Origin of the sequence: Lutibacter agarilyticus (assembly GCF_900188235.1) — a bacterium.
In the GTDB taxonomy this organism is placed as follows: domain Bacteria; phylum Bacteroidota; class Bacteroidia; order Flavobacteriales; family Flavobacteriaceae; genus Lutibacter; species Lutibacter agarilyticus.
This window is the reverse complement of the sequence record NZ_FZNT01000005.1, coordinates 53,413-76,841: the sequence shown is the minus strand read 5'-3', so window position 1 is coordinate 76,841 and position 23,429 is coordinate 53,413. Positions and strand designations below refer to the sequence as shown.

Genomic DNA, 23,429 nt, shown 5'->3' with positions numbered 1-23,429 from the left:
TGTTATTCGCTCATTAAAAACTCATAGAGTTTTATATAAGTAATATATTCGTCTTTCAATGTTTTTGCATAATCCTCATCGTCAAACTGAATCACTGTTTTTAATACTTGATCGTACATTAATAGATTGCGTTCAATTTCATCAAAAATCCCTTCTATATCAGCTTGGTTAAATTGGCTGTAGTAGGTCAGTTTTTCTTGAAAAACAGTTTTTAATTCAGTAACTAATTTACGTGCATCTTCTTTTTCATTTATAAGGTAGAATAAATCAATATAAGAAATTAACATGCTGTAATGTCCAAATTTGTGAACAGGCATTTTTTCTAACGAAATACGTAAAATTTCTTTTGCTTTATCGGTTTTACCTTCTTTAATTAAAGTGCGTGCCAAACGCTCCATATTGTTTCTGTAGGTTACAGAGTTTTTTCTAGTTTCAGGATCTAAATAAATGTTGTCATCTGTAATGTTTCTCCAGTCCCAATTGCTCACATTTTCATACATAATATCTGTATTAATGCGTCCCATTTCAAAGAAATTACTTTTGTTTGGGGTGTAAATTGGTACTAATTTAAAAGTCATTCCATCTAATTGTAAATAGTCTTTTAGCCATATATATTCTTCATCAGCTTGAGCGCCACCCGTAAAATAAATTGGTTTTTCCCAATTGTTATTTGCTAATATATCAAGCATTAAAATTCGGTTTTTAGTAAGATTGCTACCAAAATTAATATCAATATAAGGCACAATTAAATCCGCATCTTTTTGGGCTACAATACCGTTTCTTAATACAGCTTTTTTGTCAACAGGAATTCTAATTTTATTACTTGGTAGTACTTTTTCAGGAATACCATCATCATCTAAATCGTACTGAGTTCTAGGACTGTCGCTTTCAACCCATTTCATGAAAGAGTCTATATCAATCACAGAATCTTTTAACTGAGGAAATAATTCTTCAAAATAATAAGCAACATCTAAAGTTCCCCATTTGTACTTGTCATGAGTTAATTGAGAAGGAATAGCGTCTGCTTTATATGTTTTGCGTTTCATTTGGTCAATATACCAGTCGGTAGCAAATAAACTAGTGTTTATAAGCTTCATATCTGTTCTGTAGTTTTCAACCTCTTGAAGGTACCAAAGCGGGAATGTATCATTATCTCCAATGGTAAATAGAATAGCATTTGGATCACATGAATCTAAATAAGCTTTTGCGTTTAAATGAGATGTATAGCGGTTAGACCTATCGTGATCATCCCAGTTTTCACTAGCCATTAAAGTTGGTACTGCCAACAATGCTATTGCGGAAACTGCAATAGCAACGGTATTTTGATTGGCGTAGTTTTTCAGCTTTTCAAATAGTGCTAACACTCCAAATCCTACCCAAATTGCAAAAATATAAAACGATCCTACAACGGCGTAATCTCGTTCACGTGGTTCAAATGGTTTTGGATTTGTGTAAAAAATAATTGCCAAACCTGTGAAAGCAAAGAATAAGAACAATACATAAAAATCGTTTTTATCTTTTTTCAAATGAAATAAAACTCCAATAATCCCTAAAATTAAAGGAAGGAAGTAATAAGTATTTCGACCTTTGTTATTTTTAACATCTGAAGGTAAGTTAGATTGTGGGCCTAAGCGCATTTCATCAATAAATTTAATTCCACTTAGCCAGTTTCCGTTTTGAATGTCTAATTGCCCTTGTACATCATTTTGCCTTCCTACAAAATTCCACATAAAATAGCGGCCATACATATATCCAAATTGGAAATCGACCATAAAAGTTAGGTTTTCTAAAAATGTAGGTCTCCTTTTACTGTTTTGAGGAATGCCAGCAATGGCTTTGTAATTTTTAATAACACTACCACTGGTGCTCACCATTCTTGGAATAAAACCTTTGTGTTTGCTGCTCCAATTTGGTAGCGCATCTTTGTAATTGTTTACAATAATGTATTTTCCGGTTGTTTCATCTTTTTCATATTTAGGTTTGTCATCCCTGCTAGGGTTTTCACGGTCTTGTTCTCTGTTGTAAATTAACGAGTAATAAGTGTCGTAAAAAACATTGGCATCACCATATTGCTCACGATCGTAATAAGCTAAAAGTTCACGTGCACTTGATGGATTGTTTTCATTAATAGTAGTATTGGCATTTGCTCTAATAGGCAGCATTAACCACGATGAAAATCCGATAATGATAAATAATACAGAAAGGATAATTGTATTGGCTCTTACCAAATGCTTTTTATGTGTATAACGAATTCCGAAGTAAAAGAATGCAATTAATAAAATTCCAGCGATAATACTTCCTGTGTCAAAAGGCAATCCAATTGAGTTTACAAAGAATAATTCTAAAGCACTAAAATACTTTAGTGTATAAGGAAATAGCATTTTAAATACAAAAACCAATACTAAGATAGATGCTAAGTTGGCTATTATAAATTGTTTGTAATTTAAATTACCGTATTTTTTGTAGATGTATAAAAATACAATTGATGGAATAACTAAAAGTGATAATATGTGAACACCAAAAGATAAACCTACCACAAAACTTATTAATAAAAGCCATTTATTTCCTTGTGGTTTGTCCATTTCTGCTTCCCATCGTAAACCTAACCAAAATAGTAATGCCATTAAAAAAGATGACATGGCATACACTTCACCTTCTACGGCACTAAACCAAAAGCTATCAGAGAATGTATAGGTTAAAGCACCTACAACTCCACTTCCTAAAATAGCAATGTATGAACTGGTATTTAATTCGTACGATTTTTCTATCAACTTTTTACCTAAAGCTGTGATGGTCCAAAACATAAAAAGTATGGTAAAAGCACTTGCTAGCGCAGACATGAAATTTACCATTTTAGCAATTTCCATAACATCAGTTGTAAACATAGCAAAGAAAGCTCCTAACATTTGAAATAAAGGGGCTCCTGGTGGATGTCCAACTTCTAATTTAACAGCTGTTGAAATATATTCTCCACAATCCCAGTAACTAACTGTAGGTTCTAAAGTTAAAGTGTATGTTATTAACGCTATGGCAAAAGTAGCCCACCCAATTAGAGTGTTCCATTTAGAAAAATTAAATGAATTCATATAAAATTTTTTATCGTGGCGAATTTAACAAAAATTAATCTTAAATAGTATAAGTATGTGTAATAAGGTGTGTTAATAAAGCCTTAAAGCTTCAAAGTGTATTTTTTTTAAAAAAAAATGTAAAAATGTTTGCGGATTTCAAACTTTGCCTTAAATTTGCACCCGCAAAATGACCTATGGTGTAATGGTAGCACTCCGGTTTTTGGTATCGTCAGTCAAGGTTCGAGTCCTTGTAGGTCAACAAGCATTTTGAAACAATCCCTTTAAACATTGCGTTTAGAGGGATTTTGTTTTTACAGTGTGTCACTTTTTGTGTCACTTCGTTAAAAGGTGTTATAAATCCATTAATACTCATCAACTAATATTTAACGATTCTAACGAATTAAAATCTCACATCAAATTGAGGGGTGTGGGGAGAAAAAATGACTTCTTCAATATTTAGGACGGGGGTAGGTTGAGAGCTGTATAAAATTAACATTTTAAATTTATGTATATCCGTTCTTTATCGGATAATTGAAATGTTCTAATTTGTAATAAAAAATAATCGTTTGATTCAAACTTGTTTAAAACCTCAAGTATTTTATCCTAATTTACTTGGAAGTTGTAGGTCTTATATTGTCTAATCTAAACTACAATTTACCCTTGTTTAACAGTTTGCAAAACTTTTTCTAACTTTACAACGAGTATCGTTTTTTATAATAGTATATCTAACTAACGTTATCTTAATCTAATTAAGCTAGTGTTATAAAACGTTAAGCAATTTCAAGTGTATGAAAAAAGGCTCTCCTTTGTTATTAATTCTTAATTAATTCCTTTATATTTACTCTTTTCTAGTTTGAAAATGGAGAAATATTAAAATCGTACATTTTCATACTTTCTTATTTACTACACATTCTTAAAAACAACGTACTGAAATGAAAATAAAGTATTTAAGCATAGTAATAGTTTACCTACTTTTTAGTTGCAATGAAAAGAAAGAAATTAGCTCTATACATTCTGAAAATTGGTCAAAACGTGCAATTAATCTAGAATCCAAGGATTCACTTGAATTTGGAAAATCGTATCTATCAGTTTATTCTCAAATATATAGTATGACTGAACATAGAACTCACAACCTAACTTCAATGATAAGTATGAGAAATACCAGTGATTTAGATACTATCTACCTTTTAAGAGTTGAATATTATGATACTTACGGAAAATCTGTAAGAATATATGTTGACTCACCAATTTTTTTAGCACCAATGGAAACAACAGAAATAATAATAGATGAGATTGATGTTTCTGGTGGAACTGGTTCAAATTTTATTTTTGAATGGCAAGTGCCAAAAGGCTCTTCAGAACCCCTTTTTGAGGGAATAATGACTTCTACTATGGGACAACAAGGTTTATCTTTCACAACTCAAGCTAAACGTATTAAGTAAAATGGTTGAGGTTTTAACAACAATATTTTTCGTTTTTGCTGTAATTGACCCAATTGGAACAATTCCTGTATATCTTGAGGCTACTAAAGAATTTGATTTACGCCATAAAAAGAAAATTGCAATCCGAGCATCTGTAATAGCTTTTTTGATACTTTTATTTTTCATCGTAATTGGACAACTTATTTTAGAAGGAATGTCAGTATCTCTTGACGCTTTCCAAATTTCAGGTGGTGTAATTCTATTTTTATTTGCATTAACAATGATATTCGGAGATGGAAAACCTGAACTGGAAAAAAATCGAATTACAGACTTCAAACATGTAACAATATTTCCAATCGCTATTCCTTCCATAGCATCACCAGGAGCAATTATGGCAGTTGTTTTAATGACGGATAATCACATTTATACAATTCAACAACAATTAATCACAATGGGAATAGTTTTACTAGTTATTGGAATTACCTGTCTAATTCTTTTGGGAGCAAATCACTTACAAAAGAGAATTGGGGATTATGGGATTACGGTAATAAGTAAAATTATGGGACTGATTTTAGCTTCGTATGCTGTGCAAAGTATTTTAAGCGGAATTAGTAGTTACTTTGGGAATATATAAAAAACGTATAGTAACACCAGTAATAGTTCGAGGTACTAAAATAGATAACACACTTCTAATAATACAAAATAAACTCAATAATAGCCCGCGGAAAATTATTGGTTATAAAATTCCTAAAGAAATAATGGATTTTGAACTGAAATTTGTAGCTTAGAATCTCTAAAAAAAAGAAACATTTGTTACGTTACAACCTTGAATGCAGTATATCTTTTAAATAGTGGATATCGTGAACAGAAGCTTGTGATAAATCAAAATTTTCAATCGCAATCACTTTATTTTAAAAGGATTTCGATTTTTTTATATCTTAATTTGCGCTAAACTCTGTTTATATAAAAAACCCCATTAAGTTTAACTCAATAAGGTTTTTTATATAAACAGTAAATTTTAATAATTCTTCTGTTAAATTTTAAAAGTCAATACCGGTAGTTTTGCGTGGTTAGCTAAATCTTCACCAATGCTTCCTGTAAATAAATGTGCTAGTCCACGTCGTCCATGAGTGTTTAATAAAATAATATCAGCATCAATCACTTTTGCAAAATTAAGTACTCCTGCTTCTACAGAAACATCGTTGTAAATATTAAGTGTATAATTGTTTAGATCAAAATCATTTATAAAATTTCTAATAGCGTCACTTGATTCTTTAGTCGTTTCAAAATTATGAATGGTGTTTATTTTAAGTAAATGTATTTGAGCATCAAATATAGCTGAGAAATCTAATATTTTTTGAAAAGATTTACGAGCGTCCGAATTAAAATTTGAAGCAAAAACAATATTTTCAATCTTAAAATTTTCAATTTCTTGCTTTATAACTAAAACAGGGATGTCTGAATTTCTAACTACCTTTTCAGTATTTGAACCAACTAGCATTTCTTCTAACCCTGAAGTGCCCTTTGAACCCATTACTATTAAATCAATGTCATTTTTCACACTTTCATCAATAATTCCGTCATAGGCTTTGTGAAATAACACCGAATCTTCTATTTTAATACCGTCAAAAAAAGATAGTTTTTTAAATTTCTCAAATTTTTCATAGGCTCTTTTTAAAAATAATAAAGCGGTAGGAGTGTTGCTAGAGGTTCCGTAACTAGAAGGGTCAATAACCCCTGTAGGAAGTTCAAGCATATGTAATAAGTAAATTTTCGCATTGGTTAGTTTAGCAATACTAACAGCTACTTTTGCTGCATATTCTGCTTGTACCGAAAAATCTATGGGAACTAGTATTTTTTTCATAAAACCGTGTAATAATAGATGAGATTTAAGGTAAAGTTAACACTTTTATATTAAAAAAAAGAATGAATTTTTATCATTTCCAAAAAATGTTAGTATATTTGCACGGAATTTGAAACAGTAAAGAAGATAGGAGGGGACGGTAAGTCCCCTCTTTTTATACTATAATGAATAAAGAAAAAGTTATAAATTTGTTAAACAATGCGCTGGAAGAAAACCCAGAATTGTTTTTAATTGAATTAAAATTTTTGCCAGACAATAAAATTTATGTTGAAGTTGATGGCGATAAAGGTATTTCTTTAAAAGAATGTATCAGAATAAATCGTGAAATTGAACATAACTTAGACAGGGAGGAAGAAGATTTTTCTTTAGAAGTTACTTCACCTGATGTTTCAAACCCCTTAAAAGTAAATAGGCAGTACCAAAAAAATATCAATCGTATTTTAGAAGTTACGCTAAAAGATCACACTAAGGTTGAAGGTTTGTTAAAAACTGTAAATGAAAATTCTATTGAGTTAGAGTGGAAAGCAAGAGAGCCAAAACCTATAGGAAAAGGAAAAGTTACCGTTGTAAAAAATGCAACATTACTTTTTTCAACTATTTTAGAAGCAAAAGTGAAAATAATATTTTAATTAGTAGAGTGCATGGAAAATATAGCATTAATTGAGTCATTTTCAGAGTTTAAAGGAGATAAAAATATTGATAGAGTAACGCTTATGGCGATACTTGAAGAGGTTTTTAGAGCTGCTTTAAAAAGAAAATTTGGATCTGATGATAACTTCGATATTATTATAAATCCTGATAAAGGAGATTTAGAAATATGGCGAAATAGAGTTGTTGTCGCCGATGGTATGTCGGAAGATGATAATGAAGAGATTGAACTTGCTGAAGCACGTAAGATAGAACCTGATTTTGAAATAGGGGAAGATGTATCAGAAGAAGTAAAATTAATTGATTTAGGTAGAAGAGCAATTTTAGCTTTGCGTCAAAACTTAATATCAAAAATTTACGAACACGATAGTACAAACACATTTAAGCATTTTAAAGAGTTAGAAGGAGATATATACAGCGCAGAAGTTCATCATATTCGTCATAATGCAGTAATATTATTAGACGATGAAGGAAACGAGTTAGTGTTGCCTAAAAGTGAACAAATTAGATCAGATTATTTCCGTAAAGGAGATTCAGTTCGCGGAATTATTAAAACAGTTGAGTTACGCGGTAACAAACCTGTAATTATTATGTCAAGAACAGCTCCTGAATTCTTAGTGAAATTATTTGAACAAGAAATTCCTGAGGTTTTTGATGGTTTAATTACTATTGAAGGCGTTGCTAGAATACCAGGTGAAAAAGCAAAAGTAGCTGTTGATTCTTATGATGATAGAATTGATCCAGTAGGGGCTTGTGTTGGTATGAAGGGATCTAGAATTCACGGTATAGTTCGTGAATTAGGAAATGAAAACATTGATGTGTTAAATTTTACAAAAAATACTCAGTTATTTATTGCTCGAGCTTTAAGTCCTGCGAAAGTGGTTTCTATGAAAATCCACGAAGAAGAAGGGCGAGAAGATGGTAAAAAAGGTAGAGTTGATGTATTTTTACAACCAGAAGAGGTTTCAAAAGCCATTGGTAAAAACGGGGTAAACATTCGTTTAGCATCTCAATTAACAGGATATGAATTAGACGTTCAACGTGAAGGTGTTGAAATGGAAGATGATGTTGAATTAACTGAGTTTTCTGATGAAATAGAAGCTTGGGTAATTCAAGAATTTAAAAACATAGGTTTAGATACAGCGCGTAGCGTTCTTGAAAAAGATGTAGCTGAACTTGTAAAGCGAACTGATTTAGAAGAGGAAACTATTTTAGAGGTTCAAAAAATATTAAAAGATGAATTTGAAGATTAATTTTTCAAAGATTCAAAAATAATAGGCTAAAAATTGATTATATGGCTGAAAACAAGACATTGAGACTAAACAAAGTATTACGAGAATTAAACATTTCGTTAGATAGAGCTGTTGAACATTTGGCGACCAAAGGCTTCGAGGTTGAAGCACGCCCAACAACTAAAATATCTAGTGAAGAGTACGAAATATTATTGGATGGTTTTCAAACTGATAGAAACAAAAGAGCGGCTTCAAAAGAAGTAAGTGAAGAAAAGCGAAAAGAAAAAGAAGCGCTTAGAATTGCTGCAGAAGAAAAAGCCGAAAAAAGTCGTCTAGAAGATGAAGCCAAAAAAGAAGTTGTAAGAGCCAAAGCTGAAAAACTTGAATTGAAAACTGTAGGTAAAATTGATATTGAACCTAAAAAAGCAGAGGTTCAAGAACCAGTTGTAGAAAAAGAGCCTGTTGCTGAAACGCCAGTTGTTGTTGAAGAAGAAAAGCCAGCAGTTGTTGAAAAGCCAGCAGCTATTGTAGAATCTGAGCAACCAAAAAAGGAAGAACCAATTATTGAAGCTAAACAACCTGAGGTTGAAAAAGAAGTTGTAGTAGTTGAGAAGAAGGTAGAAGAGCCGGTAAAAAAGGAGAAGAAGCCTGTTGAAGTTGTTAAGGAAGAACCAAAAGCAGCAGAGAAGAAGGTGGTTGAAAAACCTGTTGAAGTAGTGAAGGAAACTCCAAAAGAAGCTGAAGTTACACCTACTGTTAGTTCTGATGAAAAGCCTGCAGAAGAATCTAGCGAGCCTCAATCAATTCAAACTAAATATCAAAAATTATCTGGTCCAAAAATTACAGGTGTCAAAATTGACTTAAAGCAATTTGAGAAAAAACCAAAAGCTAAGAAAGTTGACCCTGCTAAAAAAGATACAGCTTCTGATGCAAATAAAAAGAAACGTCGAAGAATTAAAAAAGCACCAGTACCAGGAGAAAAAAGAGTTGTTAGACCAGCGCAGCATAGAGGAGGTCCAGGAGCAAATAGAGGTCCACAACGTGGAGGTCCTAGAAAACCAATTGTAAAAGAGGAACCTACTGAAGCTGACGTTCAAAAACAAGTTAGAGAAACCTTAGAGAAATTACAGGGGAAATCTAAAAAAGGTAAAGGAGCAAAATATAGAAGAGATAAAAGAGATCAACACCGTCAACAAACCGAGATTGATCAAGAATTAGAGGCTATTGAAAGTAAAGTTCTAAAAGTAACTGAATTTGTTACGGTTAGTGAAATTGCTACAATGATGAACATTCCTGTAACAAATATTATATCAACATGTATGTCTTTAGGGATGATGGTGACAATGAATCAGCGTTTAGACGCAGAAACATTAACTATAGTTGCTGAAGAGTTTGATTATACGGTTAATTTTATTGGTGCTGAAGTTGAAGAATCAATCGAAGAACATGTAGATACTGTTGAAGAATTAGAACTAAGAGCACCTGTTATTACGGTAATGGGACACGTTGATCACGGTAAAACATCTTTATTAGATCATATTCGTGAAGAAAATGTAATTGCTGGTGAATCAGGAGGAATAACGCAACATATTGGTGCGTATGGTGTTCAACTTAAAAGTGGTCAAAAAATTGCTTTCTTAGATACACCTGGTCACGAGGCTTTTACAGCAATGCGTGCACGTGGTGGACAAGTTGCAGATATTGTAATTATTGTGGTAGCGGCTGATGATGATGTAATGCCTCAAACAAAAGAAGCTATTAGTCATGCTCAAGCAGCTGGTGTTCCAATTGTATTTGCAATTAATAAAATTGATAAACCACACGCAAACCCTGATAAAATTAAAGAGCAACTTTCAGCAATGAATTTGTTGGTTGAAGATTGGGGGGGGGAAATTCAATCACACAATATTTCTGCAAAAACAGGAGAAGGTGTTGATGAATTATTAGAGAAGGTATTGCTTGAAGCAGAAATGCTTGATTTAAAAGCAAATCCAAATAAAAACTCTGTTGGAACCGTTGTTGAAGCATTATTAGATAAAGGACGTGGATATGTATCTACAATTTTAGTTCAAGAAGGAACATTGAAAATTGGAGATTATATGTTAGCAGGTAAACATAGTGGTAAAGTAAAAGCTATGTTTGATGAAAGAGGAAATAATATGAAGGCTGCTGGACCTTCTACACCAGTATCTATATTAGGTTTAGACGGAGCACCTCAAGCGGGTGATAGATTCCACGTATTTGAAGATGAAAAAGAGGCGAAACAAATTGCAGCTAAACGTTCTCAATTACAACGTGAGCAATCTGTAAGAACACAACGTCATATTACACTAGATGAAATAGGAAGAAGAATTGCATTAGGAGACTTTAAAGAGTTGAATATTATATTGAAAGGTGATGTTGATGGTTCTGTTGAAGCGTTAACTGATTCATTCCAAAAATTATCTACTGATGAAATTCAAGTGAATATTATTCATAAAGGAGTAGGAGCTATTACTGAATCTGATGTATTATTAGCTTCAGCATCTGATGCTATTATTGTTGGATTTAATGTAAGGCCATCTGGTAATGCAAGGTTGCTTGCTGATAATGAGGAAATAGATGTAAGAACATACTCTATTATTTATGATGCAATCAACGATTTGCGTGATGCAATGGAAGGAATGTTATCTGCAGAAATCAAAGAGGAAGTAACAGGTAATGTTGAAATCAGAGAGATTTATAAAATTTCTAAAGTTGGTAACATTGCAGGTTGTATGGTAGTAAGTGGGAAGATAATGCGATCATCTAAAATTAGAATTATTAGAGACAGCGTTGTAATTCATTCAGGTGAATTAACTGCCTTAAAACGTTTTAAAGATGATGCCAAAGAAGTAACTAAGGGATACGATTGTGGTATACAAATTAAAAACTTTAACAATATAGAAATAGGAGATATAATTGAAGCTTACCATGAAGTTGAAGTTAAGAAAAAACTAAAATAATTTAGTTATACTCATAAAAAAAGGCTGTCTGAAACGAAATTTTTAGACAGCCTTTTTTTTGTTTTAAGGGGCTTGATTTTAAGTCTTAAAAACTACTTTTTTATTCATTTCCATGAAATTAAACAAATTGTAGCTTTTTTTCAAAAAAAAGACAACCTTTTCAGACAGCCTCTTTTTATTATGTTATAGTTTAAATTTTATCTTCTAAAACTATAGCAGCTGTAAATTCTTCCTTAATTATTATGGCAACTCTATCAGCATCTAAACGAGTTTTAAACTTATTTACTTGTGTTTTCCATTCAGGTTTATCATAAACAACTTCTGCATGGTAATCAGGAAAACTAGTGTTAAAATCTTCCTTTATTTTATAAGCTTCTGTTTCATTACCATTATATAATTGAATTTTAAAGACGGTAGAGTTCTTATTTTTTTTGTTATAACTAATCTTTTGATCAATTAAGTTATTTATTTTCTCATTTTCACTTTGTGAGCGCGCATTGGCGATACCTATAAAAAGGATGATAAACAGACTTAAAAAGGTGCTTTTGGTTGATTTTGTCATTATTCTTTTTGTTTTTGAGCAAATTTATAGTTTTCAATTAAACCACATGTTAAATCAGTCTTATTTAGAATGAATATAAATTAAGTATTACCTAATATTACTTTTTGTGATTTACATTTTAATAGTACTTTTGTTAAATCGTTTAAATATGATTTAAGTCATAATTTTTTAAATGAAATAATTGTACCAAACAAGAAAGAAAATATTTTTTTTAAGTATGAAAAGTGTGAAACAACACAGTGCATTATCAAGATTAATCAGAAGTAGTCTTGCTTTCCTTTTTATTTTTTCACTTAATTTATCTGCGCAAGAAGGCGATGCAGCTAATGGAGAAAAACTCTTCAAATCTGTATGTGCTGCTTGCCATAGATTAGACAAGAAGTTAGTAGGCCCTGCTTTAAAGGGAATTACTGAAAAAAGAGAACAAGATTGGTTAATTGCTTGGATTAAAGATAGTCCAGGAATGATTAAGTCCGGAGACAAATTAGCAATTCAAGTTTTTGAAGAAAACAACAAATTGCCAATGACAGCTAACCCTCAATTATCTGATCAAGATGTAATTGATATTTTAGCGTACACAAAAGGTGAACCTGCAGCACCTAAAACTGTAGCAACTCAAGAAATTGATCCGGGTGTCGAGCGTGGGAAAACTATTTTTAAAGCTAATTGTGCAGCATGTCACAAATTAGAAGGGAAGTTAATAGGTCCTGAACTTTTAAAAATTACCGACAAGCGTGAGGCTGATTGGTTAATAGCTTGGATTAAAGATAACAATGCTTTAGTAGCTTCAGGAGATAAGTTAGCGAAAGAGGTGCAAGACAGCAATCCTGCTGCAATGACTCCTTTCCCGCAGCTTTCAGATGAGGATATTGAAGATGTGTTAAAATACTTAGCAGTTGGTGATGTGAAAGTTACAGCTGTTGGAGGTGCAACTTCAGCAAAAGATCAAGAGGTTTTTGACAATCCTGGTTTTGGTGTGTTACCAACATTATTACTTACAATTTTAGCATTCTTAGCATTGTCATTAATTGTTGCCGCTACCACAAACAAAGTAGTTGTTGAAGGTGAAGAGCAAGAGCCAAGCATGTTGAAATCAATTATTTTCAATCCTTTCTTACGTTTCTTATTCGTGATATTTTGTGTAGTTGGAGGAGCATGGTTATTGTTTGGATGGTTAATGCAAGTAGATTTAAATGAAGGTTATCAGCCAATTCAGCCAATAGCTTTTTCTCACACAGTGCACGCAGGTGATAATAAAATTGATTGTCAATACTGTCACTCTTCGGCAAAACACAGTAAAACTTCAGGAATACCAACAGCAAATGTTTGTATGAACTGTCATAAATCAATTTCAGAATATAACGGCGAATTATTTGGAGATTATTCTAAAGAAGATTTAGATAACGAGATTCAAAAAATTTACGACGCAGTAGGTTGGGATAAAGAAAATGTGCAATACATTGAAGGGTATGAACAAAAACCAATAGAGTGGGTTCGTATTCATAATTTAGCTGATTTTGCTTATTACAATCACTCACAACACGTTACAGTGGCAGGAGTAGCTTGTCAAAAATGTCACGGTCCTGTAGAAGAAATGCATGAAGTATACCAATATTCTCCATTAACAATGGATTGGTGTATTACTTGCCATAGAGAAACAGAAGTTGATATGACTGAAAATGGATATTACAAAAATATTCACGATCAATTAGCTAAAAAATACGGTGTAGAAAAGGTGACTGAGGCTCAAATGGGAGGTTTAGAATGTGGTAAATGTCACTATTAATATTAATTACGAAGTAAATAACAAGATATAAAATGGCATCAAACAAAAAATACTGGAAAAGTGTTGAAGAGCTTAAAGAGAATAGCTTGGTTGTTGATACGTTAAAAAATAACGAGTTTGTTGAAGAAATTCCAACAGATGATTTTTTAGGTGATAAAGAAAATCTAGAGGCTTCATCAACTACACGTAGAGACTTTTTAAAGTATGTTGGATTTACAACGGCAGCTGCTTCATTAGCTGCTTGTGAAGGTCCGGTGGTAAAATCAATTCCTTATGTAATTAAGCCAGATGATATTATTCCTGGTGTTGCAGAATATTACGCAACAACAATGGCTGATGGTTTTGATTTTGCAAATATATTAGTTAAAGTAAGAGAAGGACGTCCAATTAAAATTGAACCTAATAAAGAAGCTAACGGAAGTACAAATGCACGTGTGCAAGCTTCGGTACTTTCTTTATACGATAGTTTAAGGTTAAAAGGACCAAAAGCAAACGGAGAAGCTACATCTTGGGATAAGGCAAATGAAGAAATTATAGCAAAATTAAATGATGTAAAAACTGCTGGTTTACCAATTGCTATATTAACAGGTACTTGTGCTAGTCCTTCAACTAAAAAAATAGTAAATCAATTTAGTGAAACATTTGGAAATGTAAGTCACGTAGTTTACGATGCTGTTTCAGAATCAGCTGCATTAGATGCTTTTGAAACTGCTTACGGATTTAGAGCTTTACCAGATTATAATTTTGAAAAAGCAGAAGCAATTGTTTCTATTGGTGCAGATTTCTTAGGAGATTGGCAAGGTGGAGGCTTTGACGCGGGGTATGCAAAAGGACGTGTTCCAAGTAAAGGGAAAATGTCATACCATATGCATATTGAATCTAACATGACATTGTCTGGAGCAAATGCTGATAAGCGTGTTATGGTAAAACCATCAAAGCAAATTACTGCATTAGCAAGATTGTATTCAGTATTAAGTGGTGGCGCAGTTACTATGGAATTTACTCCTTTAACTCAAGCTATTGACATTGCAGCCAAGAAGCTTCAAGAAGCAGGAAGTAAGGCCGTTGTTGTTACTGGTATTCAAGATGAAAAGGCACAATTATTAGCTTTAGCAATTAATAAATTGTTAAACAGTGAAGTAATTGATACGGTTGCTACTAAAAATGTTAGACATGGTAATGATGCTACTGTAAAGCAATTAATAACAGATATGAATGCAGGTAAAATTGGAGCTGTTATTATTAACAATGCTAATCCTGTGTACTCTTTACCAAATTCAACTGAATTTGTTGAAGGATTGAAAAAAGTGAAATTATCTGTTGCATTTTCAATGCAAGATAATGAAACAGCAAACGCTGTTCAATATGCATTAGCTACACCTCATTATTTAGAGTCTTGGGGAGATGTTGTTATTAAAAAGGGACATTACAGCTTAATGCAACCAACAATTAAACCATTATTTGATACACGTCAATTTCAAGATACTTTGTTAACTTGGACAGGAAGTACTGCTTCTTACTATGACTTTATCAAAGAATTTTGGACTGCTGAAGTATTAAATGGTACTTCTTGGAATCAAGCTTTACACGATGGTATTTTTACTACTGAAGTAGTAGAAGAAGCTGAGTCAACTTTTGATTTCAGTACAGTAATGAAAGGAATGGAAATTCCTAAAACGGGCGATTTAGAACTGTCATTATATATCAAAACAGGTATGGGTGACGGTCAAATGGCTAACAACCCTTGGTTACAAGAGTTTCCTGACCCAATTTCAAGAACTTCTTGGGATAATTACTTAACAATGTCTAAAGCTGATGCTGCAGAACTTGGGGTAATGAATGAGAATGTTGCAAACGGAGCTTTAAACGGAAGTTTAGTTGAGTTAACTGTAAATGGAGTTTCTGAAGTTTTACCAGTATTAATTCAACCGGGCCAAGCTAAAGGTTCTTTAGGATTGTCAGTTGGTTACGGACGTACACAAGGTTTAAAAGAAGAAATGCAAACAGGAAAGAATGCTTTTAAATTTTATAAAGATTTCAATACTACGCAAACAGAAGTTTCTGTAAAAGTTGTTGGAGGTGTTCACGAGTTTGCTTGTGTGCAGTTGCATAATACATTAATGGGTAGAGGTGATATTATCAAAGAAACTACTTTAGAAGATTTTAATTCAAAAGATTCAAAAGAGTGGAATAAAGTTCCTATGGTTTCAATGGATCACAAAGAAGTTGAAGCGACTTCAGTAGACCTTTGGGAATCTTTTGATAGATCTATTGGACATCACTTTAATTTATCTATAGACTTGAATGCTTGTACCGGTTGTGGTGCTTGTGTAATTGCTTGTCACGCTGAAAATAATGTTCCAGTTGTTGGTAAACAAGAAATAAGAAAATCAAGAGATATGCACTGGTTGCGTATTGATAGATATTATTCTCATGAAGAGGATTTTGCTGCTGATAATGAGAAAAAAGAAGCAGGTACAGGTGTTATGGGGTATAAAGATACTATGGCTGAATTAGAAGACCCTTCTGAAAACCCTTCAGTAGCTTTTCAACCAGTTATGTGTCAACACTGTAATCACGCACCTTGTGAAACAGTTTGTCCGGTTGCAGCAACTTCTCACGGTCGTCAAGGTCAAAATCAAATGGCTTACAATCGTTGTGTTGGTACTCGTTATTGTGCAAATAACTGTCCTTACAAAGTACGTAGATTCAACTGGTTTAAATATCCTGAAAATAGTGAGTTTGATTACTATATGAATGATGATTTAGGTAGAATGGTATTAAACCCAGACGTAACTGTTCGTTCACGTGGTGTAATGGAGAAATGTTCAATGTGTATTCAAATGACACAGGCAACTATTTTAAAAGCTAAAAAAGAAGGAAGACCAGTAAATACAAATGAGTTTGAAACAGCTTGTTCTAATGCTTGTAGTACTGGAGCAATGGTATTTGGAGATATTAATCATAAAGAAGATACTGTAGCAAGTTTAACTGAAGATAAGAGAGCCTATCATTTACTAGAACACGTTGGAACAAAACCTAACGTAGTTTACCACGTAAAAGTTAGAAATACTCAAGAAGCATAAATAATAATATTAATAGATAATAATTAAATAAGAATTATGTCGTCTCATTACGAAGCACCTATTAGAAGACCCTTAATTGTTGGAGATAAAAGCTACCATGACATTACTGTAGAGGTAGCAGCTCCTGTTGAAGGTAAAGCAAATAAATTATGGTGGACCGCTTTTACAATAGCACTTGTAGCTTTCCTTTGGGGACTAGGGTCAATTATTTACACCATTGGAACAGGAATTGGAGTTTGGGGATTAAATAAAACCGTAGGTTGGGCCTGGGATATTACCAACTTTGTATGGTGGGTAGGTATTGGTCACGCCGGTACATTAATTTCAGCAGTACTTTTATTATTCCGTCAAAAATGGAGAATGGGTATCAACCGTTCTGCGGAAGCAATGACAATTTTCTCTGTAGTTCAAGCAGGTTTGTTTCCAGTTATTCACATGGGGCGTGTTTGGGATGCTCACTTTGTATTACCTATTCCAAATCAATTTGGTTCACTTTGGACAAACTTTAATTCACCATTATTATGGGACGTTTTTGCAATTTCTACTTATTTATCGGTATCATTAGTTTTCTGGTGGACTGGTTTATTACCTGATTTTGCAATGTTACGTGATAGAGCTGTAAAACCTTTTCAAAAGAAAATTTATAGTTTACTAAGTTTTGGTTGGACAGGTAGAGCAAAAGATTGGCAACGTTTTGAAGAGGTATCTTTAGTGTTAGCTGGTTTAGCTACACCTTTAGTACTTTCAGTACATACAATTGTATCTTTTGATTTTGCTACATCGGTTATTCCAGGATGGCATACAACAATTTTCCCTCCTTACTTTGTGGCAGGAGCGGTATTCTCAGGATTTGCAATGGTAAACACCTTGTTAATTATTATGAGAAAAGTTTCTAACTTAGAAGCTTATATTACAAAACAACACATAGAATTAATGAACATTGTAATTATGATTACAGGTTCTATTGTTGGTTGTGCTTATATTACAGAGTTATTCATCGCTTGGTATTCAGGTGTTGAATATGAACAATACGCATTCTTAAATAGGGCAACTGGTCCTTATTGGTGGGCGTATTTGTTAATGATGAGTTGTAATGTATTCTCTCCACAATTTATGTGGTCTAAAAAATTAAGACAAAGTATTACCTTCTCTTTCATAATTTCAATTGTAGTAAACATTGGAATGTGGTTTGAAAGATTTGTAATTATTGTAACTTCATTACATAGAGATTATTTACCATCATCTTGGACTATGTTCTCACCTACATTTGTTGATATAGGTATTTATGTTGGAACCATCGGATTTTTCTTTGTATTATTCTTATTATATGCAAGAACATTCCCTGTAATAGCACAAGCAGAGGTGAAATCTATTTTGAAGTCATCAGGAGAAAATTTTAAAAAATTAAGAGACGGAAATCATGAGTAATAAAGTAGTACAAGCAATGTATAACGATGATGATATCCTAATGGATGCCGTAAAAGAAACACGTGCAGCCAATCATCATATTGAAGAAGTGTATACACCATTTCCTGTTCATGGTTTAGATAAAGCTATGGGATTAAAAGGTACAAGATTAGCAATTACAGCTTTTATGTATGGGTGTGTTGGTTTTTCTTTCGCCGTTTGGATGATGAATTATATGATGATAGAGCAATGGCCTCAAGATATTGGTGGTAAACCAAGTATGAGTTTTTTCTTAAACATGCCTGCCTTTGTTCCTATTATGTTTGAATTAAGTGTATTTTTTGCAGCGCATTTAATGGTTATTACTTTTTATATGCGTAGTAGACTTTGGCCTTTTAAAGAAGCTGAAAACCCAGACCCAAGAACTACTGATGATATGTTTGTTATGGAAGTAGCTGTTGAAGGAGATGAAGCTGCATTAGTTTCATTTTTAGAAAAAACGGGAACTGTAGAAATTAAAGTAACTGAAAAGCATTAATTAAAATGAAAAACATTTTAAAAATTACAATCGCATTGGTTTTTATAATGACTTTATCGTCTTGTTGGACAGATAAATCAAAGCCAAACTATCAATATATGCCTGATATGTATCATTCTGTTGGTTACGAAACGTATTCAACAAATCCGAATTATGCTAATGGTATGACAACGCAGTTACCTGCTGAAGGAACAATAGCTCGTGGTAAAGTACCTTATGATTATCCTAATTCAAATGAAGGATATGAAGATGCAAAATTAAATTCAAAAAACCCTTTGGAGGTGAATGAAGCTAATTTGGCAAATGGTAAAAAAATGTATGATATCTATTGTATTTCTTGCCATGGAAAAGCTGGTGCTGGTGACGGTGTTTTAGTACAACGTGATAAATTTTTAGGAGTACCTAATTATAAAGACAGAGCTATTACTGAAGGTAGTATTTACCATGTAATTATGCACGGTAGAAATTTGATGGGATCTCACTCATCTCAATTAACTGCTAAAGAACGTTGGCAAACTACCATGTATGTAGAGCAGTTAAGAACTGAATTATTAAAATAAGACTTTTACTAAGATAGAATTTTAAAATATGTATACCTTTTCAAGTAAATTAAAAACACTTTCTTTTGCCTTAATGATTATTGGCTTTTTAGGTGTTGCTTACGGTTTTTTATCTACACCAAGTACTGTTGAAGATGTGAAAGTAATGATGCAAGATAGTCATGATTCGCACGGAGCAGAAGCTTCAAATCATGAAGTTATTGCAGATGCACACGCTACTGCTGATGCTCATGATGCTGAACATTCTGATGATAGTCATGCAGAACACGTTTTACATTTATTAAAAAACAAGCCTTGGTCTGCATTATATGTAGCCTTGTTTTTCTTCTTTATGATTTCATTGGCAACTTTAGCTTTTTATGCCATTCAACACGCTTCACAAGCAGGTTGGCCAGTTGTATTATTTAGAGTTATGGAAGCAATAACAGGATATTTACCTGTTGGTGGAGTTTTACTGTTTGTTTTCTTTGTATTATCATCGTTACACCTAAATCATTTATTTGTATGGATGGATCCTGAAGTTGTAGCGCACGATGAATTAATTCAAAATAAGGCAGGTTACTTAAATGTACCTTTCTTTTTAATTAGAGCAGCAATTTATATTGCAGGATGGATTGTTTATAGACAATACGCAAGAAAATTAACATTGGCACAAGACAATGCTTCAGACTTAAAAAATTACTATAAATTATTTAAATCATCAGCTGCATTTTTAGTATTCTTCTTAGTTACAGAATCTATGATGTCTTGGGATTGGATCATGAGTTTAGATCCACACTGGTTTAGTACCTTATTTGGTTGGTATATTTTTGCAAGTATGATTGTTTCTGCAATTACAACAATTGCATTAGTTTCAATCTATTTAAAAGGAAAAGGATATTTAGAGTTTGTAAATAATAGTCATTTACATGATTTAGCTAAATTTATGTTCGGATTCAGTGTATTCTGGACGTACTTATGGTTTTCACAGTTCATGCTAATTTGGTATGCAAACATTCCAGAGGAGGTTACTTATTTTGCTACAAGATTTAATGATTATAAAATACCTTTCTTAGGAATGTTAGTGTTAAACTTCTTATTCCCTTTATTGGTATTAATGAATAGCGATTATAAACGTGTTCCTTGGTTTATTGTAACAACAGGTATTGTAATTTTAATAGGGCACTACATTGATATTTATGTTATGATTATGCCTGCTACTGTTGGTGACCAATGGTTTATTGGAATTTCAGAGATAAGTTCAGTATTATTAGTCTTAGGAATATTTATTTACGTGGTATTTACTACGTTAACTAAAGCACCTCTATTAGCTAAAGGAAGCCCTTTCTTAAAAGAAAGTGAACATTTTCACTACTAAAACTCAAAAAAAACATATTCAAAAGAATCCTGAATACAATTTATTCAGGATTTTTTTTATATTTGACAACTACTAAAAATAACTAACTAAAAAAATGACAGCAATACTTTACATTTTACTGGCAATAGTCATTGGCGTGGCTATATGGCAAATAGCGAGTATATTTAATTTAAAAGGCGTAATAGCAACTGAAAAAGACAACAACACACAAGGAATTCTCTTTGCTGTTTTTGGTGTCTTCTTTTATGGATTAATGATATTTTCTTTTTGGAAATATTCAGTAATTTTATTACCAGATGCAGCTTCAATAGAAGGTGAAAGTTACGATACTTTGTACCTAGTAACCATGTTGCTTATTTTATTTGTACAGGCTGTAACTCAATTCTTATTGTTTTTCTTTGCGTTTAAGTACCGAGGTATTAATAATAGAAAAGCATTGTTTTATGCAGATAGCCATAAATTAGAAATGATTTGGACAATTATTCCTGCTGTAGTTCTTTCAGGAATTGTATTGTATGGTCTTTCTGTTTGGAATAATGTTATGGATGCTTCAGATGCAGAAAATCCTTTAATTGTTGAAGTGTATGCAAAACAATTTCAATGGGAGGCTCGTTATGCTGGTGAAGATAATGAGTTAGGTTTAGCAAATGTTCGTAATATAAAAGGCATCAATACTATGGGTGTCGATATGACTGATAAAAATGCGATGGACGATGTTCCTGTTCGTGAATTGCATTTACCTAAAGGAAGAAAAGTCATTTTTAAATTTAGATCTCAAGATGTATTGCATTCTGCCTACATGCCTCACTTTAGAGCGCAAATGAACTGTGTGCCAGGAATGGTTACGCAATTTGCATTTACACCTAGTATGACTACTGAAGAAATGAGAATGAATGAAGAAACCATTGCAAAAGTTGCAGGTATTAATAAAATTAGAGCTGAAAAGGGTGAAGATCCTTATGAGTTTGATTATTTATTACTTTGTAACAAAATATGTGGTTCCTCACATTACAATATGCAAATGAAAATTGTTGTTGAAGAAGAAGCTGCTTTTAACACTTGGTTAAAAAGTAAACAAACAATGGCTCAAGTTGTAAAATAAAACGAACTACTACACTACTAACTAAAATATAAAATATGTCAGATCATCATCATAAAGAAACATTTGTAACTAAATACATTTTTAGTACGGATCATAAAATGATTTCTAAACAATACTTGGTAACAGGTATTTTTATGGGAATAATAGGTGTAATGATGTCTATGTTATTTCGTTTACAAATAGCGTGGCCAGATCATTCATTTAGTGTTATTGAAGCTTTTTTAGGTCGTCATCAAGACGGTGGAGTAATGTCTCCAGATATTTACTTAGCATTGGTAACAATTCACGGTACCATTATGGTATTTTTTGTACTTACAGCAGGTTTAAGTGGTACATTTAGTAACTTATTAATTCCCTTGCAAATTGGCGCAAGAGATATGGCATCAGGTTTTTTAAATATGGTGTCTTATTGGTTGTTCTTTTTATCAAGTGTAATCATGGTAATTTCATTGTTTGTTGAAGCAGGACCAGCATCAGCAGGTTGGACAATTTATCCGCCACTAAGTGCTTTACCACAAGCAATACCTGGTTCAGGTTTGGGTATGACGCTTTGGTTGGTTTCAATGGCTATTTTTATTGCTTCATCACTTATTGGAGCATTAAATTACATTGTTACCGTTTTAAATTTAAGAACTGTTGGAATGAAAATGACAAGATTACCATTAACAATATGGGCGTTCTTTGTAACAGCTATTATTGGAGTGGTTTCATTCCCTGTATTATTATCTGCTGCTTTATTATTAATTTTTGATAGAAGTTTTGGAACATCCTTCTTTTTATCAGATATTTTTATTCAAGGTGAGGTATTACATTACCAAGGTGGATCACCAGTTTTATTTGAACACTTATTTTGGTTCTTAGGTCACCCTGAAGTTTATATTGTATTATTACCTGCATTAGGTATTACTTCTGAAATTATTTCAACAAACTCAAGAAAACCAATTTTTGGATATAGAGCTATGATTGGTTCTATTATCGCTATTGCGTTTTTATCAACTATTGTATGGGGACACCATATGTTTGTATCGGGTATGAATCCTTTCTTGGGATCTGTATTTACATTTACAACCTTATTAATTGCAATTCCTTCCGCTGTAAAAGCTTTTAACTATATTACAACACTTTGGAAAGGAAATCTCCAAATGAATCCGGCAATGCTGTTTTCTATAGGATTGGTTTCAACATTTATTTCAGGAGGTTTAACAGGATTGGTATTGGGTGATAGTGCTTTAGATATCAATGTGCACGATACGTACTTTGTAGTTGCTCACTTTCACTTAGTAATGGGTGTATCTGCTATTTATGGAATGTTTGCTGGTGTATATCATTGGTTCCCTAAAATGTATGGTAGAATGATGAATAAAACTTTAGGTTACTGGCATTTTTGGATTACTGCTGTAGCTGCTTACGGAGTTTTCTTCCCAATGCACTTTATAGGTTTGGCAGGTTTACCACGTAGATATTATTCAAATACTGCATTTCCTTTATTTGATGATGTTGCTGATGTAAATATTGTAATTACATTGTTTGCTATTTTAGGTGGTGCTGCACAAATTATTTTCTTAGCAAATTTCTTTATTAGTATTTATAAAGGTAAAAAAGCAGAGCAAAACCCTTGGAAATCTAATACGTTGGAATGGACTACACCTGTAGAGCATATCCACGGAAACTGGCCAGGAGAAATTCCTCACGTTGAGCGTTGGGCTTATGATTATAGCAAACCAGGTTATGATGAGGATTTTGTGCCTCAAAATGTACCTTTAAAAGAAGGTGAAGAACCGTCTTAAACGGTCTTAAAAAATACTTAAAAAACT

At 32.6% G+C, this 23,429-nt stretch carries 16 protein-coding genes, 1 tRNA gene and 1 pseudogene; 15 read left to right on the top strand and 3 right to left on the bottom strand.

Going from position 1 to position 23,429, the window contains the following annotated elements; all coding sequences use genetic code 11:
- Positions 1 to 2 precede the first annotated feature (2 nt).
- Positions 3 to 3,086 (bottom strand): glycosyltransferase family 117 protein, encoded by a 3,084-nt coding sequence (locus CHB67_RS09615; protein WP_089381564.1) that lies wholly within the window; start codon positions 3,084 to 3,086, stop codon positions 3 to 5.
- Between the two features lie 170 nt (positions 3,087 to 3,256).
- On the opposite strand from CHB67_RS09615, the gene CHB67_RS09610 reads away from it, so the two are divergent.
- The 4 genes and pseudogenes from CHB67_RS09610 to CHB67_RS17520 form a co-directional block, all read left to right on the top strand.
- Positions 3,257 to 3,327, top strand: a tRNA-Gln gene (locus CHB67_RS09610).
- Positions 3,328 to 4,000: 673 nt separating this feature from the next.
- Complete coding sequence (locus CHB67_RS09605) at positions 4,001 to 4,510, top strand: DUF3124 domain-containing protein (RefSeq protein ID WP_089381563.1); 510 nt, start codon at positions 4,001 to 4,003, stop codon at positions 4,508 to 4,510.
- A 1-nt stretch (position 4,511) separates the two neighbouring features.
- Entirely contained in the window at positions 4,512 to 5,123 is a 612-nt protein-coding gene (locus CHB67_RS09600; RefSeq protein WP_089381562.1) for a MarC family protein, read from the top strand.
- A gap of 43 nt (positions 5,124 to 5,166) precedes the next feature.
- Positions 5,167 to 5,277 (top strand): annotated as a pseudogene (locus tag CHB67_RS17520) (IS30 family transposase); the annotation flags it as partial.
- A gap of 245 nt (positions 5,278 to 5,522) precedes the next feature.
- On the opposite strand, the gene CHB67_RS09595 reads toward CHB67_RS17520, so the two are convergent.
- The gene (locus tag CHB67_RS09595) at positions 5,523 to 6,353 is read right to left on the bottom strand and encodes a universal stress protein (RefSeq protein WP_089381561.1); all 831 of its coding nucleotides are present in this window, start codon (positions 6,351 to 6,353) and stop codon (positions 5,523 to 5,525) included.
- A 164-nt stretch (positions 6,354 to 6,517) separates the two neighbouring features.
- On the opposite strand from CHB67_RS09595, the gene rimP reads away from it, so the two are divergent.
- The 3 genes from rimP to infB are packed head-to-tail and all read left to right on the top strand — an operon-like array spanning position 6,518 to position 11,217.
- The gene (rimP, locus tag CHB67_RS09590; protein ID WP_089381560.1) at positions 6,518 to 6,982 is read left to right on the top strand and encodes a ribosome assembly cofactor RimP; all 465 of its coding nucleotides are present in this window, start codon (positions 6,518 to 6,520) and stop codon (positions 6,980 to 6,982) included.
- A gap of 12 nt (positions 6,983 to 6,994) precedes the next feature.
- Complete coding sequence (gene nusA / locus CHB67_RS09585) at positions 6,995 to 8,254, top strand: transcription termination factor NusA (RefSeq protein WP_089381559.1); 1,260 nt, start codon at positions 6,995 to 6,997, stop codon at positions 8,252 to 8,254.
- A 41-nt stretch (positions 8,255 to 8,295) separates the two neighbouring features.
- Positions 8,296 to 11,217, top strand: coding sequence for a translation initiation factor IF-2 (gene infB / locus CHB67_RS09580; RefSeq protein WP_089381558.1), 2,922 nt, complete (start codon positions 8,296 to 8,298; stop codon positions 11,215 to 11,217).
- Positions 11,218 to 11,407: 190 nt separating this feature from the next.
- Here the strand turns inward: infB and CHB67_RS09575 are convergent, their stop codons facing one another.
- Positions 11,408 to 11,779 carry a hypothetical protein gene (locus CHB67_RS09575; protein WP_089381557.1) on the bottom strand — a complete coding sequence of 124 codons (372 nt, stop codon included), beginning with the start codon at positions 11,777 to 11,779 and terminating at the stop codon, positions 11,408 to 11,410.
- A gap of 217 nt (positions 11,780 to 11,996) precedes the next feature.
- Here CHB67_RS09575 and CHB67_RS09570 point away from each other — a divergent pair, with 217 nt between their 5' ends.
- The 8 genes from CHB67_RS09570 (at position 11,997) to CHB67_RS09535 (ending at position 23,402) form a co-directional block, all read left to right on the top strand.
- Entirely contained in the window at positions 11,997 to 13,565 is a 1,569-nt protein-coding gene (locus tag CHB67_RS09570; protein WP_245813501.1) for a c-type cytochrome, read from the top strand.
- Positions 13,566 to 13,597: 32 nt separating this feature from the next.
- Positions 13,598 to 16,651, top strand: a complete 3,054-nt coding sequence (locus CHB67_RS09565) for a TAT-variant-translocated molybdopterin oxidoreductase (protein ID WP_089381556.1) — start codon at positions 13,598 to 13,600, stop codon at positions 16,649 to 16,651.
- 36 nt (positions 16,652 to 16,687) lie between these two features.
- Complete coding sequence (gene nrfD, locus CHB67_RS09560) at positions 16,688 to 18,079, top strand: NrfD/PsrC family molybdoenzyme membrane anchor subunit (protein WP_089381555.1); 1,392 nt, start codon at positions 16,688 to 16,690, stop codon at positions 18,077 to 18,079.
- Positions 18,072 to 18,596: a DUF3341 domain-containing protein gene (locus CHB67_RS09555; RefSeq protein ID WP_089381554.1), complete on the top strand. Its 525-nt coding sequence runs from the start codon at positions 18,072 to 18,074 to the stop codon at positions 18,594 to 18,596. The genes nrfD and CHB67_RS09555 overlap by 8 nt, the downstream gene beginning before the upstream one ends.
- Positions 18,597 to 18,601: 5 nt before the next feature.
- Entirely contained in the window at positions 18,602 to 19,156 is a 555-nt protein-coding gene (locus CHB67_RS09550; RefSeq protein ID WP_089381553.1) for a c-type cytochrome, read from the top strand.
- Positions 19,157 to 19,184: 28 nt separating this feature from the next.
- On the top strand, positions 19,185 to 20,513 hold the full coding sequence (locus tag CHB67_RS09545; protein WP_089381552.1) for a quinol:cytochrome C oxidoreductase: 1,329 nt from the start codon (positions 19,185 to 19,187) through the stop codon (positions 20,511 to 20,513).
- 94 nt (positions 20,514 to 20,607) lie between these two features.
- Positions 20,608 to 21,615, top strand: coding sequence for a cytochrome c oxidase subunit II (locus CHB67_RS09540; RefSeq protein WP_089381551.1), 1,008 nt, complete (start codon positions 20,608 to 20,610; stop codon positions 21,613 to 21,615).
- Positions 21,616 to 21,650: 35 nt separating this feature from the next.
- A complete protein-coding gene (locus CHB67_RS09535; RefSeq protein WP_089381550.1) occupies positions 21,651 to 23,402 on the top strand; it encodes a cytochrome c oxidase subunit I in 1,752 nt (583 codons plus the stop codon).
- Positions 23,403 to 23,429: the final 27 nt, after the last annotated feature.

Bases quoted from the DNA above. Each gene is read 5' to 3' on its own strand.
- CHB67_RS09575 (WP_089381557.1), bottom strand. From the start codon at position 11,779: ATGACAAAATCAACCAAAAGCACCTTTTTAAGTCTGTTTATCATCCTT.
- nusA (WP_089381559.1), top strand. From the start codon at position 6,995: ATGGAAAATATAGCATTAATTGAGTCATTTTCAGAGTTTAAAGGAGAT.
- nrfD (WP_089381555.1), top strand. From the start codon at position 16,688: ATGTCGTCTCATTACGAAGCACCTATTAGAAGACCCTTAATTGTTGGA.
- CHB67_RS09545 (WP_089381552.1), top strand. From the start codon at position 19,185: ATGTATACCTTTTCAAGTAAATTAAAAACACTTTCTTTTGCCTTAATG.
- CHB67_RS09600 (WP_089381562.1), top strand. From the start codon at position 4,512: ATGGTTGAGGTTTTAACAACAATATTTTTCGTTTTTGCTGTAATTGAC.
- CHB67_RS09615 (WP_089381564.1), bottom strand. From the start codon at position 3,086: ATGAATTCATTTAATTTTTCTAAATGGAACACTCTAATTGGGTGGGCT.
- CHB67_RS09540 (WP_089381551.1), top strand. From the start codon at position 20,608: ATGACAGCAATACTTTACATTTTACTGGCAATAGTCATTGGCGTGGCT.
- CHB67_RS09550 (WP_089381553.1), top strand. From the start codon at position 18,602: ATGAAAAACATTTTAAAAATTACAATCGCATTGGTTTTTATAATGACT.
- CHB67_RS09570 (WP_245813501.1), top strand. From the start codon at position 11,997: ATGAAAAGTGTGAAACAACACAGTGCATTATCAAGATTAATCAGAAGT.
- infB (WP_089381558.1), top strand. From the start codon at position 8,296: ATGGCTGAAAACAAGACATTGAGACTAAACAAAGTATTACGAGAATTA.
- CHB67_RS09565 (WP_089381556.1), top strand. From the start codon at position 13,598: ATGGCATCAAACAAAAAATACTGGAAAAGTGTTGAAGAGCTTAAAGAG.
- CHB67_RS09605 (WP_089381563.1), top strand. From the start codon at position 4,001: ATGAAAATAAAGTATTTAAGCATAGTAATAGTTTACCTACTTTTTAGT.
- CHB67_RS09555 (WP_089381554.1), top strand. From the start codon at position 18,072: ATGAGTAATAAAGTAGTACAAGCAATGTATAACGATGATGATATCCTA.
- CHB67_RS09535 (WP_089381550.1), top strand. From the start codon at position 21,651: ATGTCAGATCATCATCATAAAGAAACATTTGTAACTAAATACATTTTT.
- rimP (WP_089381560.1), top strand. From the start codon at position 6,518: ATGAATAAAGAAAAAGTTATAAATTTGTTAAACAATGCGCTGGAAGAA.
- CHB67_RS09595 (WP_089381561.1), bottom strand. From the start codon at position 6,353: ATGAAAAAAATACTAGTTCCCATAGATTTTTCGGTACAAGCAGAATAT.